A 14,547-nucleotide genomic window follows, 5' to 3' on the forward strand; every position below is an offset into this window, starting at 1 on the left:
ACCGCTTTATAATAATTAGAAAATTCATTTAAGTAATGTTCTAATGTAACGGATACTGGCACATCTATGCGTTTAAGTAAATCTTCACTCATTGTCTTTTTCTCATTTTTTTCAAAAAACGCCTTCGTATTTTTAAATAATTTCAATGAAATGTTTAGATTAGTGACCATATCTGATGAAAATCCCACCGTTATGTGAGGTGTTTGAATCTCTTTCGTTTCAGGCTTAGTCAAAGTTACTGAATGGGATTGTTTTTTGATCAGCTGAGTTATTCTTATGAATTCATCAGCTAACACCTTTTGAATGAAACGCTCTACTCTCAGAGTGGTTGCTTGTAGCTCTTGTACTAATTCAAATTCAATTGTTCTTATTAATTCCTTTAAACAAGATTGAAGCGCTAGTTGAGTATTTTTATTTTGATTAAATACCCCTGGATGAAAGGATTCTTTAAAGAAATCATTGAAACGCAAGAGCAATCTTTGTTTCACATAAAAGATAAGTTCCTCAATTTCCTGATGAACAGTATTCATAATATGTGTATTTGTCAACGTAGTTAATTCTTGCTCTACCTTCTGCTTTTCTTCAATCAGTTTTAACTTAATAATTTCTTTTTCCGCTTCATCCTTTTCAGCAGCGTGGATTAGCGACACTAATCTTTCATTTGATCGTTTTAAGCCTTCATTTATTGAAACTATTGTTGTATTAGTCAATTCTTGTTTAATAAAATAATCAAATTGTTCCTTAAACAGTATATAGTCTTTTTCTTTATCCAACATGTTCGAAATGATATTTAAGCTTGATACACCATAGAGTCGAATGTTCCTAATTTCCTGCTGTAAGAGTTGATCACGTATATAGTCTTTTACAAGCTCAACTTCCTGTTCATCCTTTGCTAAATCAATTGCATTAATGATAAAAAACATCTTATCTAATGTAAATGAGTCCTTTACACGTCCCAATTGACGAAGGAATTCTCTGTCTCCTTTGGAAAATGGATGGTTATAATACGTTACATATAGAATTGCATCTGCCTTTTTAATATATTGAAAGGCGACATCAGTATGTCTTTTATGCAGAGAATCAGCTCCAGGTGTGTCAACTAATGTGATTCCAGCTTTTGTAATTGGACAATCATAATAAAGGATGACTTCTTCCACCAAACAAGCTTTTTCTTCTTTTGCAACAAAATCTTTAAACGTTTCTTTTGTTGATGTGATAAGCAATCCGCTGTTTGTAAGTTTTTGATAGTCAATTAGTGCTTTGGTGTACTTTTTTATACTGTCCTTTTCAGATTGATCTTTTCCTTCAACATCTTTGAGTTTTACAATTAAATCCTCTATGGCTAATTGTTTGTTTGCTAATGATGGAATACTTTCTACAACTTCCTTTAATATTGCTTCTTCTGCTTTTAACTTTACTTCTACTAATCCATGATTCTTTTCCTCTGAAGTAGGAGCAATTTTATTAATTGTTGCAGTAGTAGGAGTTGGAGAAGATGGCAATACTCGCTCACCAATTAATGCATTCGCAAATGATGATTTCCCAGCACTAAATGCCCCAAATAAAGCAACAGTAAATGATCGATTATTGTAGCTATTTACTTTACTCTCTAACGAATCAGTAAATTGTTTAAAACCACGGATACCCCTAAGGCGTTTAATTAATTCTTGTGTTTCGGTGATAAATTGGTCTTTGTTATCCAGTTGACTTGCAACATGCATTTCCTCTAAGCGTTTACCATTTTCCTCTGAGTTAATTTTAGCTACTTCTTTCAAATTTAATGAATCTTGCACGCGATGATGGTAAACTTGGTTAATTAAGAGCCACTGCTTACTATCTTGGTGGTCTATAATTGGTCCATTAAACAGTTTCTTAATTGCTGCTTCATAGGTGAAATACTGCTCAAATTTCAACAATATTCCTTCATAATAACTAATCTCATTCTCATATTTCTTAAGATCATTAGATGCCCTGTCGATATCTTCCTGTCGTTCCAATCTAATAAGATTCATCATTTGATCAAAAATCTTCATAACTATATTTTTACTTTGCTTCTTAATTAAATCACTGACATCTGATGAATAGGTCAAAATATATTGGTTATTAAATGAAGCTCCAGTTTTCAATGCATCAACAACAATTTGTTCAGTTATTGCAATTGAAAACGTCTGAACCTGTTGAAGGAGTGTAACATCATGGATTTCATATTTCTGAATATATTCTTTAAATAATGGTGTAAAATGCCAAGTGATTTGTGTTTCGACGTTTTTCTTCAACTCTTCAAATAGTGCCTTTTTCCTTTGTTCACGTTCTTGCTCTGTTTTAGATTTTGAAAATAAAAATCCTACTTTAAAGGCAGGATCTACTGCTTCGATGAATAATGCAGCTTTTTCCCTTGTTTCATACGGAATTATATTTGCGCTTTTTAAAAGAGATGAAACTCTTTCGTTTATTTCAGTGGATAAATCTTTTAATTTTCTTTCTTCCTCATCAATTTGGTCTAGTACCATATTCTTCTTGCTCACGAAATCAGATAATTCAGTATTAATGTGATCTTTATCAACATCGGTTAATTCTAATTGGTCTTTATACTTTTCCAAATGCTCTTTAACTAATTGTGTAACTGATGCCATCACATTCTTTTCCATGTATTCATCTTTATTGTTAACAATCACACGAATAATATCTCTTATCTCATTTAGTTGATTATACTCATGGTCATCATTCATTAATGTTGTGAAAAATACGTCCTGATGATGGAGACCAATTTCTGAAAATGATGTTTCGATTTGATTTTTAAAATCTGTAAAAGGTACTTCACTTTCTTTATGCTTATCGATTTGATTTACAATGAGAAAAATGATTTTATCTTTATTTTTCATTTCCTTTACAAATGATAGGTTTTCTTCAGATTGGACATGGTTATAATCTGTTACATAAAAAATAACATCCGCAATATGAAGCATTGATTCTGTAGATAGTTTATGTGCAGCATCTGTTGAATCAATTCCGGGTGTGTCCATAATGACAACATTATCATTAAGATTTTGATAAGGTTTTTTAATAAATACCCTTTCAATCTCATCACCTTGTTTACAATATTCCTTTATTTGCTCGATCGAATAGTTACCAGCAAGGTCAATACTTTCTTTTGCTTTTGAATATAAGGTTACCCGTTCTTGACCATTCTCTAATAAAACTAAGTTTGCACTTGTAGGTATTGGACTAGTCGGTAACACTTGTTCATTTAGAAGTTTATTAATCATAGATGATTTTCCTGCAGAAAAATGTCCAGCAAACGCGACATAAAGCTTGTCATTATAAAGTTTATTAACTAATTCTACAAGCTTATCAGCATTTTCATTATCATCTGTCTTGATCGTTTGATGGAGCTTTATTAACATTTGCATTAATTGATCTGTTTTTACAGCAGCTGTCATTGTAATCCCCTTTTTCTTCCGCTTTGCTTTCATTAAGTTTCATTTTACAGAATCTTTTTGATTTTTGCTATGCAAAAAAGAAGCTAATTTAATTGAGTTAGCCCCTTTTTTTATATTTATTTATGATTTTCTTTGTGTCGTTTATTTGCTAAAGATTTAAAACATAATAAAAGCCCACTTAAAGTGAGCCGAAAAAGTTATGCCTTTCGAACATCTATATTCTTTAATATGTAGCCGACTAATACACTATATGCAACAACGGTACAACCTACAAATAACATCGTCATATTCGCAGTAGACCTCCAAGTTTTAAAATGAGAATGTTTTTCACTACAAAAATATTGTAGCATTAATGATAATCATTTTCAATATGATTTACTCATTTTTCTGAAAAAAACCATTATCTTTTCGGTACAAATCTTGATCTCATGTTAAAGACTTCTTGATAATTAGTATGCGACTGAAGTGCCTTTTCCTCTGCAGGTATACGAATTGTCATCATGATGATATTCAATACTGAAAATAGTACTGCGGTAAAGTAGGCTTGATATAATAATGGAATAAATAAGATCTCAACTGCTACCACTACATAGTTAGGATGCCTCATATATTGATACGGACCTTTTAAAACAACAAGATCATTTGGAACGATAATAATTTTCGTATTCCAATAGCTACCCAACGACATTACAGCCCAATAGCGAATTAGCTGTGTAAAAGCTAGTATAGGAACGAGTATATACCATAATACCGTTACTTCTTTGTGGAGGAAAGTAACCTCTAATAAGAGAGAAAGTAAAAACATCACATGAAGTGCAACAATGTAAGGATAATGCTCACTTCCATGTTCAATTCCTCCCCTATTTAACAGCCATTTTTCATTTCGCTTAGCAATATACATCTCGGTCACTCTTTGAACAATTAGAAGCAGCAAAAATCCATAAAACATTTGGTTATACACTCTCCCAATGAACAAGTAGCATTTCTGAGCTAAATCCCGGACCTAGTGCACCGATTAATCCATGCTCATTTGCCTGACCAAGTTCTCGCTCTAAATATTCTTGAAGTACATACATAACTGTAACAGATGACATGTTTCCGTGATGTATGAGTACTTCTTTAGAAATATGTAAATGCTGTTCAGTAAAGCCCAATCCATCCATATAAGCTTCTAGAACTTTTTTTCCTCCTGGATGTGCTACAAAGTGAGAAATTCCTTCTAATTCTAAACCATATTCTTGTAAAAAAACTTTTAATTGAGGGCGAAGCCACTTATTAATAATAGATGGAATATCGCGGGAAAACACGACATAAAATCCATTATTTTTAATCTCCCATCCCATCACATCCTCCGAATCTCTTAAGAACGTTGACCTAGTTCCTTTAATAAAGGGGAGTGCATTTAGTTTTGAATGCTTCTGCCAATTAGAAGATTCACCAGCAACACATGTACAAGCTACTCCATCAGCAAACAGTGATGTACCGATTAAATTACTCTTTGTACGGTCATCTTGTTGAAAGGTTAAACTACATAACTCCACCGAAATCACAAGAACGAGTGAATTAGGATAAGCCTTGCAATATTCATATGCGCGGGACAGCCCAGAAGCTCCGCCTGCACATCCTAATCCCCAGATCGGAATTCGTTTGATCGTTTCTTTAAAAGGTAATTGATTCATAATCTTTGCATCAATACTTGGTGTCGAAATCCCGGTACTACTAATAAAAAAAATCGCGTCAATTTCTTTATACTCGATTGATCGATCTAAAAGTTTAGAATTGGTCAAACAGTTTTTAATTGCTTCACTACCTAATTGGACTGCCTTATGGACATACATTTGGTTTTTCTCTTCAAATGTATGCTCATTTTTGTACCAATCAAGGTCTTCAACAAATTGTCTTTTTTGAATTTCTCCATTTTTAAAAACGGTTAGTAATCGTTCGATATCTTTAAAAGAATCTTGAAAAATTTCCTTAGCAAATTCTACAGTTGTATCCTGACTCATTTCGTTTTCTGGCATTGCCTTACCTACAGATAAAATATAGGCCAATGGAATATTCACCTCAGTTTCATTAAGGATACTATTACCAAATAAATGTAAAAATATCCATTTCTGCGAGGTTTAAAATAAAAAATATTTCGAAGGAATTGTCGAAGTAAGGAGTTTTTTAGGTGCATTGAACAACCTAAGGCAATAAGGAAGGGCTAAGGACTGGGGATGGATGCAGTGCGGGGTTTCCACGGTTCAAAATTTTCATTCGCTACACGATAAAAAAAGCCTTTCCCAACTGGGGAAAAGCTAGACGTATTAAAGGAGTTGTTGTTGTTGTGCACTATTATTATATCGCAATTTACACCTATTATCATTATTAAATTTTGGTAATCTTAAGATCTGAAAAAATATGCCATAAATATTTCATCATCATAATGTCCATTTACTTTTACTTGCTCTTTCTGAATACCTTCCTGGATGAAGCCGTATCTTTCATACAGTTTAAAGGCTAAATCATTTGATGCGAATACTGTTAAACATAATTTATGTAACCCATTATTTCTACACCAATCAAGTGTATAATCCATGATTTGACTCCCAATTCCATTTCCTTGTACTGATTCAATAAGCCATGTTCTAAAGAGTCCTGTGTGCCTTTTCATTTCAAGCTCTCCTCTGATTACCCTAGCTATTCCTACAATTTTATTTTTTATTTCTACTGTTACATACATATTATCAAGTTTCTTCATTTCATTTATAAATTCTTTTTCTTCATTTACAGTACGGGCACTTTCTTTTTGAATATAAGAACCAATTTTCAGTATATTTTCTACTGCTTTAACGATTTGCTCTGCATCATCCGTTGTAGCAGGACGTAGCACAACTGCATCCCCATTTTTTGCGATAAATTCTTTTATATGCTGATTTTCTGTCATGCTCCTCAACCCCTTTTCAGTAAAGCAAGCAAAAAATTCAAAGGCTGACATTGCTGCCAGCCTTTCCTTTCTAGAATAAAGAAATTTGGGACGGAAACTCGCAAATTTATGAGCAAAGACCCTATTAGTTTTGTTTAGCTTCAATAAAATTTTAAATAGCTAGTTGCTCTATCCCTCTACCATATTTAAGTAACTCAGTCTTTCCTTGATTTTATAATATCGTTTAACATCATATTTGGTTTTATTAAGCAACACGAATCGCTTTTCCAAAAGGTACTTTAGGGACAAACTCATCTGGAACTAACCAAAATACCTCTTTTTTAAATGTTAATTCTTCATAAAAATATCCTGTTACATCAGTAATATAAAAAAGCGTATCTATTTCTTCTTTTTCTGTCCATTCTAACACTTCTGTATAAGACGATTTACCATGTGTATAATACTTTATTTGATCTTCTTTTATCGGAGTAATACTTCTTATTTTAAAGTCTGCTTGTACTAATAAGCTATTTGGACACACTTCACCAAACAATTTAACAATGTTTTGGATTAGTATTGTTCTTGTTTGATTTGTAGATGTGTCTATTGCGAGGGCAATTTTTTTACCTTCTCTCTCTTGTAACTTAGAAAGTAACAGTCTTTGCCATTTCATATTAATAACTCCCCCTCACAATTTTTTCTGAAGCACATCTATTTTGTGCAAACTTAAAATGATTTATGAGAAAAATCTTATGTTAAGTTATTATCAGACACGTTCCAATCAGAAAATTGGCCACTTCCATTACAGCCAGGACAGTCAAAAATAGCATCAAACGTAGGTGTATAAACGCTCGTTAATGTTGATATAAAGCCTTTTCCTCTGCAATCCGGGCATCTTCCTAAAGATTCCATCTCTGAACGTACCTTTTCATTTCTTGCTTGCTTCCAATCAGAAAAAGTATTCAAGAAATTCATATCATCACCTCTTTTTCCTTAATATGTATCATGAGATGATATTTTAAACCTTACTTCATATTGGAGAAGTTCAAAAAAAAAAAAGAACATAGATTATATTCTTTTAATAAATTTCTTGAAATGAAAAATTATTTCAACATCGAACAATCGTTAATTTATAACTTCAATCTTTGTGAATAATATTTTATTTTTCACTACCTACAGTTGCGAAGAATTTGATGGACTCGCACCTTCGTTTTGATCAGACAGATCTGGATCTATATACGTGTTATAATGCATTGAATTTGTTATAGATCCATCACCAATACCAAAACTTAATCCAACGATTTTACCTGTGATACCATTACCAGATATATTTGATGAACCAGGATTTATCGATGCATTCCCAGAAATATTTACAATTTTAATACCTTGGAGGTTAAAAAAATTGGAAGAGGACAAATTAATTCTCCTTTCATATTGGGTTAAAGGTTTCCGATTCTGAAGGATGTTTTGCTTTAGGTTGATCATTATCTTCCTCATCAAAGTCGCTTATTTTCATAATAGATTGAGACTCAGAATGATCACCTATAGAGGAGTTTAATCCTTTAATATTATTTGTAGAAGAAAACTCTTTGTTACTTATTTCACCAATGTTAAATGATGCGTTTCCGGACATATTCAAAATCTTTATGTTATTAAAATTAAATACGCTTTGAACAGGTTTCAACTGTAACCACCCTCTTCAAACACTTATATTACTATATGTTAAAAAAAATAAGATGCTAATGAATATATAAATTATCATGATTTACATGCGACAATGATGGATGATACAATAATTTTACATTTTTTTAGCTACTTTCTTTTAATCAGTCACTATGGTATCCTTACAATAGAAGAGAGGTGTAAAAAATTGGCTACATATAAAGCTAAAAAAAGTAATTTCAAGCAACTTTTATTAAAAAACAACACCGATCTTGACACCCTTGCTACTAACACTAATATTCCAAAGGACCAACTTACTAATTATTTAGATACTAAGGTCATGAATTTAAATAATGCCATGACAATTTCAAAAGAACTAAATTGTTCAATTGAAGAGTTGTATTCCTGGAAAGTTTCAGATAAGTAATTAGATCTATTTAAAATTAATTTATTCAGATCGAAAAAATAAAAATGCCTTCTTTTACTCAATTTTGAGTAAGAGAAGGCATTTTTTACCTACTTTAGTCTATATTTATAAAGCTGGATTTCCATCAGAGTGTTGTTCTTTCCCCCTTCTAATGGAAAAGGAGACTTTTCGCATAAAACGCCAAGACCTGAGGCTTTACTTATCTCCTGAAAACTAGTCCTAAGTCGGATTTATAACAGGCTGTTTAGAATGGTATAAAATATTACAAATATTAAATTTAACGTAAACTCTACCAAATTAGCTTTTTTTAATCAATGAACCTTAACTTTTGAATGAATTTTATGTAAAATATAAATAACTTGTTTATTAGAAAAGGAGCTTACGATGGCTGAGTTAGCATTTAAAGAATATATTTTCAAAAAAGGTAGTAAAACGACAATATACATGTATCAGAGTAGTATCGAAATTATTCATCACGGATTTTTAGGTAAATTTAACAGAGTCAAACTTATTCAATTCAAAAATATTACTAATGTTACACTTAAGAATCCTAGTTTGGCGTCCAATGGTAGTATTGTATTAGATTGTGGCAAAAATCAAAATAAAAATGAAAAGCACGAAAATACGATTGAGTTTTCCAAAAATGAAAAAGAACTTGCATTAGATTTAAAGGAAACGATTGAAAATAAAATTGAAGAAATAAAAGGACAACGTGCAGATTCCGCAATCGATAACTTTGAAAAGCTCAAAAAGTTAAAAGAGTTAGCAGACTTGGAGATTTTATCAGAAGACGAGTATGAAGAACAAAAGGAAAGAATCTTAGAGAGTTAAATCTTGTATAAATGGATTTGAGGCTGACATAAGTCAGCCTCTTTATATTGTATAAACGACTAATCGTTCTTTGAAAAGCTATAGAACTAGAAATTAACTTACTCCGACTATAGCAACAATTTCATAAACTCTTTGATCGCTTCTTCTTCATCTTCTCCTTTTGTAAGGATTGTTACTTCAGTTTCATTCCTAATTGTTGCCAATAAGCCCATTAAGCTTTTAGCATCAACTTTATAATGCTTCCCTACAATATAAATTTCTGATTCGAACTTATTTGCAGCTTCGGTTAATTCAATTAATTTAGTTACTGATACATCTTGAGTTATTTTTATATCCTTTACTCTCATTAGCTTTTCTCCTATAGTAAGAATAGTTAAATTCTATTTTAAATATAGGTATGTCATGACAACTATTTTTGATTCATTTTCAGATAATAATTCCTTCATTTTTAAATGAGTAAAAGGCCTCATTTAAATTTTATTAAGCTTGTTTTGAATTTACTCCTATAGTCATTTTTTTCGCCTCATAAAAATACGTCACCTCAATGTATGCTTTTGATAGTGAGAAAACGCTTTTATTTAAATAATGAATATTTAACTAAATAATCGTTGAGAAATGAAATTACATTCAAATTCATTTTTCATACTTTCTCATCACCTTTCAATATTTCAACAAAATTAAAAAGCATCCTTACGTTATTTTTACATTCCCGTCATATTCTTAACAAATAGATCATATAATCTAACAACCCTATAGGAAGGAGTGAAAATAATGGATAATCGGATTTTCTTATTCCTTGCTACGATCCTATCTGGTTTTGCACTTATTAAGGTTAATCTTGATGATACATTCTTATCTGCTTTAGCACCTTATACGACAATAGTCGGAGTCTTAACTGTAATCGTCTTTTCACTAGTTTTAATTTATAAAGGCGTTAGAAGCTTGTTTAGTAAATAGAAATAATCAGGAATGCACTCTTTATAGGGTGCTTTCTTTTTTGTTATATTTATCTAAAATTATAGAATCGCAGAAATCAACAACTAAGTTTAGCCGAACCTTTCATAAATAAAAAACGTCACCTCCGAATCCATGTTATACACATGAAAATGTAGGTAACGTTTTTTCACTAATAGGATTTTGGATAAAGCATGGGGTTTTCGCTTTAACTACTTAAGATGCTTGCCCTTGTACTACAGCATCACGATTGCTACCTGCTTTTTTACCAGATGGAATGACATTAAAAACAATATTCAGTACGATCGCAGTCATACTTCCAGCAACAATACCGCTATTAGTTAAAATTTTAACCGATTCAGGAAGACCTGCGAAAATCTCTGGAACAACCGTTACACCAAGCCCTAATCCAACGGAACAAGCAACGATTAATAGATTTTCCTGTGAAGCAAACTCAACCTGACCAAGCATTTTGATTCCATAAGCAACAACCATTCCAAACATAGCAACCATCGCGCCGCCTAAAACAGATGAAGGAATAACTGTTGCTAAAGCAGCAATCTTTGGCACTAAGCCTAATCCGATTAACATGATTGCTGTTGTATATATCACACGATTTGTTTTAATGCCAGACATTTGAATAAGACCTACATTTTGCGAAAATGTTGTATACGGAAATGCGTTAAAAATTGCACCTAGCATGTATGCGAGTCCTTCGGCACGATAACCTCTAGCTAAATCTTTATCGTCAAGTTTTTTGTTACAAATATCACTTAGCGCAAAATACACACCTGTAGATTCAACCATACTTACTACTGCAACAATTGTCATTGTAATAATCGGAGCTAATTCAAAGGTTGGAGTACCAAAATAAAAAGGCTTTCCGATATTAAACCATGATGCATCATTAACAGCCTGTAGGTCTACCATTCCCATAAAACCTGCCACAACTGTTCCTGCGATAATACCAATTAAAATTGAAATGGCTCTAATAAACCCTGTAAAAAATCGATTAAGAAGTATGATTAACAATAGAACTCCAAAAGCGAGAATAAGGTTCTCTTTCGAACCGAAAGTTGGACTTCCTTGACCGCCTGCCATGTTATTCATTGCAACAGGAATTAATGTGATTCCAATGATCGTTACAACAGAACCTGTTACAACAGGTGGGAAAAACTTAACCAACTTTCCAAAGACAGATGAAATAAGAATAACGATTAGTCCAGAAATAAGAATTGCTCCATAGATCGAGGATACTCCATATTCATTACCGATGGCAATCATCGGCCCAACTGCAGTAAACGTACATCCTAATACAACTGGTAAGCCTAGTCCGAAAAAGCGATTTTTCCATACTTGTAAAAACGTAGCGATACCACACATAAAAATATCAATCGCAACTAAGTAAGTTAATTGTGCTCCAGATAAACCGATTGCACTTCCTACAATTAAAGGAACTACAACAGCACCAGCATACATAGCAAGTACGTGTTGGATACCTAACGATATGTTTTGTAATGATTGCTTCATGCTTTAACCTCCTCAAGTTCTTCAACAAAGCATACCTTTCCCTCGTTTAACGATTGAATTCTCGCTAGAGATTCGACTCTGTAGCCTGAATTCTTTAATTCACTTGCTCCCTTTTGAAACGATTTCTCGATTACAATCCCAATACCTTGAATCGAAGCACCTGATTTTTTCACAATATCGATAAGTCCTTTTGCTGCCTCTCCATTTGCCAAAAAGTCGTCAATAATTAGTACTCGGTCTGATTTGTTCAGAAATTGCGATGATACAGCAATTGTATTTTCTTCTTGTTTTGTAAATGAATAGACAGAAGAAACTAGTAAGTTATCTGTTAATGTTAAAGATTTTCTCTTTCTTGCAAAAATAACCTTTACACCAAGTTCAAGACCAGCCATAACAGCAGGAGATATGCCTGAGGATTCGATTGTCACGATTTTTGTAATACCTTCTTCTTTAAAAAGTCTAGCGAACTCTAAGCCTATCTCTTTCATAAGCTCTGGATCAATTTGATGATTTAAGAATGAGTCTACTTTTAATACACCGTCAGAAAGAACTATACCCTCATCTTGTATTTTTTCTCTTAGCAATTTCATTTTCTTCCTCCTAACGATTAATCAAATTCAAATGAATAGGACAGAAAGAAAGCCTTATTTTTTGCTTTCTTCCGTAATTTAAATTCTGATTGTAAGAACAAAAGCTCAGGGCGCCTTGAACAGCCTCGGGCAAATAAGACGCTCATGAATAGAAGGTGTTTTTTACCTTCAATTCATGAGTGGTTGTAGACCCAAGAGGGGAAAGGCGCTGGAGCTGGATACTTAGCGCTTATCCACAGTACTAGAATTTTATAATTTCCTAGACAAAAAAAGCGGCATTGCTTCACTATAAGTGAAGCAATGCCGCTTTTATAAAAAATAGGAAAAAGACCCATTTATAAAATAGCGAAACATATAACCTCACTCATAGTCAAATAATTTACGGTTATTTGGTAGAAACTTGTGGGCCATATTCCCACGATTATATGAGCGTTATTTGCAATTAAATGAATTATATCAATAATTGAGTGATTTGCAAATATTTTTTATGAAAAACACGAACTTTAATCGTTAAATCAATTAAGAATATTCGTAAAATTAAAAAAGAAGCAGCTGAGCCGCTTCCTCTTCTATTATTGTATTTAAATATGATAGATGTAACGATACTTTTCGTCAAGATATTCAATTAAATAGTGAGCATTTAATCCTTCACCTGTTACATCCTTCAATATCTCTAAAGGTTGTTTTGTTTTCCCATATTGATGAATACGCTCAGTTAACCAATTTTTAATCTTTTTAAATTGGCCTGTTTCAATTAATTCATTAAAATCAGGTAAATCTTTCAGCATTGCATTTTTAAATTGTGCTGCATACATATACCCCAATGCATATGACGGGAAATACCCAAAGCTCCCTCCTGCCCAATGAACATCCTGCAATACACCCTTTGTATCGTTTGGAGGTGTGACACCTAAATATTCTTCATATTTTTCATTCCAGATGCGGGGAAGCTCTTCTACAGTTATTTCATCGTTAAATAAAGCTTTTTCGATTTCATAACGAACCATAACATGAAGAGAATAGGTTAGCTCATCTGCCTCAATACGAATAAGGGAAGGCTTTGATTCATTTATCGCTTCATAAAAGTCTTGTAAACTAACACCATCAAATTGCTCTGGGGAAAAATCCTTTAGGTTATTATAGTAACGCTGCCAAAAGCCTTTGTTTCTTCCTACAAAATTTTCATAGAATAGTGATTGGGACTCATGAATCCCCATTGAAGTACCACTACATAAAAAAGTTCCTTCAAGCTTTTCTGATATGTTTTGTTCATATATTGCGTGTCCACATTCATGAATTGTTCCAAAAATCGCTGTACGGAAATCTCTCTCATCATACTTTGTTGTGACCCTGACATCACCACGGTTAAGAGTAATTTCAAAGGGATGAACCGTTTCATCTAATCGACCTGCATCAAAATCATAGCCTAATTCATTTAACAGGAATTCACTAAGCTTACGTTGATTTAATTTGGGAAAATGTTGATTTAGGAAATCCGTTTTAGGTTGATGGGATGACTCGGCAATTTTTTTAACAAGTGGCACAATTTTTTCCCGTACTTGTGCAAATACTTGATCCAATACTTCAACAGTGACACCTGGTTCATATTCATTTAACAATGTATTATATTTATTTCCTTCATAACCCCAATATGTAATAAGTTTTTTGTTATAATCTACAAGCTTTTGCAAATAAGGTGCAAAGGATTGAAAATCAGATTTTTCTTTCGCATTTTCCCAAACTGATTCAGCTTTTGAACAAAGGACAACATATTCTTGATATTCCTTCGGTGGAATTACTTTATTTTTTTTGTATTCTTTTTTCAGAAGTTCAACAGCCTTTTGTGTCACTGGATTAAGTTCGCTGTAGACTTCATCTTTTGATAGAGCTACCAAATATTCATTCATTTGGTCTGATACAAGCATTTGGAAAGCTTCTGTTGATAGCATACCAATAACTTCTGATCGCTGTTCAAGCCCCTTTTTAGGTGCTCCTGTGCGCATATCCCAATACATGACATTGATAGCTTCCTCATAAGCTTGCATTTTCTTTATATAATCTAAAAAATCCTTTTCAATTTGAGTCATTTATCTCACTCCCTTTGTCTATTCATTTAAAGCGTAAATAGGCGAACCGATATTGTCAATCAAATTCCTTCTGCAATTTATGCAACATTTTTAAAATATAAAAAAGGATAGACAAAGA

14 protein-coding genes, 2 pseudogenes and 1 riboswitch are annotated in these 14,547 nt (G+C 32.6%); of the genes and pseudogenes, 3 read left to right on the plus strand and 13 right to left on the minus strand.

What is annotated here, in order from left to right:
* Nucleotides 1-818: 818 nt before the first annotated feature.
* The 9 genes and pseudogenes from I7822_RS30815 to I7822_RS19420 form a co-directional block, all read right to left on the minus strand.
* Nucleotides 819-1,580: pseudogene (locus I7822_RS30815) on the minus strand (dynamin family protein); the annotation flags it as partial.
* 1,272 nt (nt 1,581-2,852) lie between these two features.
* Nucleotides 2,853-3,473 (minus strand): annotated as a pseudogene (locus I7822_RS30820) (dynamin family protein); the annotation flags it as partial.
* Between the two features lie 367 nt (nt 3,474-3,840).
* A complete protein-coding gene (locus I7822_RS19390; protein ID WP_243459568.1) occupies nt 3,841-4,341 on the minus strand; it encodes an isoprenylcysteine carboxyl methyltransferase family protein in 501 nt (166 codons plus the stop codon).
* Between the two features lie 52 nt (nt 4,342-4,393).
* Nucleotides 4,394-5,491 carry a type III polyketide synthase gene (locus tag I7822_RS19395; RefSeq protein ID WP_207980734.1) on the minus strand — a complete coding sequence of 366 codons (1,098 nt, stop codon included), beginning with the start codon at nt 5,489-5,491 and terminating at the stop codon, nt 4,394-4,396.
* A gap of 335 nt (nt 5,492-5,826) precedes the next feature.
* Entirely contained in the window at nt 5,827-6,369 is a 543-nt protein-coding gene (locus tag I7822_RS19400; protein ID WP_207980735.1) for a GNAT family N-acetyltransferase, read from the minus strand.
* Nucleotides 6,370-6,613: 244 nt separating this feature from the next.
* Complete coding sequence (locus I7822_RS19405; protein WP_207980736.1) at nt 6,614-7,021, minus strand: VWA-like domain-containing protein; 408 nt, start codon at nt 7,019-7,021, stop codon at nt 6,614-6,616.
* Nucleotides 7,022-7,098: 77 nt separating this feature from the next.
* Nucleotides 7,099-7,323, minus strand: a complete 225-nt coding sequence (locus tag I7822_RS19410; RefSeq protein WP_066332510.1) for a hypothetical protein — start codon at nt 7,321-7,323, stop codon at nt 7,099-7,101.
* A gap of 198 nt (nt 7,324-7,521) precedes the next feature.
* Complete coding sequence (locus I7822_RS19415; protein ID WP_207980737.1) at nt 7,522-7,764, minus strand: hypothetical protein; 243 nt, start codon at nt 7,762-7,764, stop codon at nt 7,522-7,524.
* 13 nt (nt 7,765-7,777) lie between these two features.
* Nucleotides 7,778-8,032 carry a spore germination protein gene (locus tag I7822_RS19420; RefSeq protein WP_207980738.1) on the minus strand — a complete coding sequence of 85 codons (255 nt, stop codon included), beginning with the start codon at nt 8,030-8,032 and terminating at the stop codon, nt 7,778-7,780.
* Nucleotides 8,033-8,218: 186 nt separating this feature from the next.
* Here I7822_RS19420 and I7822_RS19425 point away from each other — a divergent pair, with 186 nt between their 5' ends.
* Together I7822_RS19425 and I7822_RS19430 are read left to right on the plus strand one after the other, a co-directional pair.
* Entirely contained in the window at nt 8,219-8,437 is a 219-nt protein-coding gene (locus tag I7822_RS19425; protein ID WP_207980739.1) for a helix-turn-helix domain-containing protein, read from the plus strand.
* Between the two features lie 384 nt (nt 8,438-8,821).
* Complete coding sequence (locus tag I7822_RS19430; protein ID WP_207980740.1) at nt 8,822-9,268, plus strand: hypothetical protein; 447 nt, start codon at nt 8,822-8,824, stop codon at nt 9,266-9,268.
* A gap of 107 nt (nt 9,269-9,375) precedes the next feature.
* Here I7822_RS19430 and I7822_RS19435 read toward each other — a convergent pair whose 3' ends face one another.
* Nucleotides 9,376-9,615: an HPr family phosphocarrier protein gene (locus I7822_RS19435; RefSeq protein WP_207980741.1), complete on the minus strand. Its 240-nt coding sequence runs from the start codon at nt 9,613-9,615 to the stop codon at nt 9,376-9,378.
* 424 nt (nt 9,616-10,039) lie between these two features.
* Between I7822_RS19435 and I7822_RS19440 the strand changes: the two genes are divergently transcribed.
* Nucleotides 10,040-10,225: a hypothetical protein gene (locus I7822_RS19440; protein WP_207980742.1), complete on the plus strand. Its 186-nt coding sequence runs from the start codon at nt 10,040-10,042 to the stop codon at nt 10,223-10,225.
* Nucleotides 10,226-10,438: 213 nt separating this feature from the next.
* Here the strand turns inward: I7822_RS19440 and I7822_RS19445 are convergent, their stop codons facing one another.
* The 3 genes from I7822_RS19445 to I7822_RS19455 form a co-directional block, all read right to left on the minus strand.
* Entirely contained in the window at nt 10,439-11,752 is a 1,314-nt protein-coding gene (locus I7822_RS19445; protein ID WP_207980743.1) for a nucleobase:cation symporter-2 family protein, read from the minus strand.
* The gene (locus tag I7822_RS19450) at nt 11,749-12,342 is read right to left on the minus strand and encodes a xanthine phosphoribosyltransferase (RefSeq protein ID WP_207980744.1); all 594 of its coding nucleotides are present in this window, start codon (nt 12,340-12,342) and stop codon (nt 11,749-11,751) included. The genes I7822_RS19445 and I7822_RS19450 overlap by 4 nt, the downstream gene beginning before the upstream one ends.
* 347 nt (nt 12,343-12,689) lie before the next feature.
* Nucleotides 12,690-12,791, minus strand: a riboswitch (purine riboswitch).
* A 132-nt stretch (nt 12,792-12,923) separates the two neighbouring features.
* Nucleotides 12,924-14,429: a carboxypeptidase M32 gene (locus tag I7822_RS19455; RefSeq protein ID WP_207980745.1), complete on the minus strand. Its 1,506-nt coding sequence runs from the start codon at nt 14,427-14,429 to the stop codon at nt 12,924-12,926.
* Nucleotides 14,430-14,547: the final 118 nt, after the last annotated feature.

This window comes from Metabacillus bambusae (assembly GCF_017497975.1).
Classification (GTDB): Bacteria; Bacillota; Bacilli; order Bacillales; family Bacillaceae; genus Metabacillus; species Metabacillus bambusae.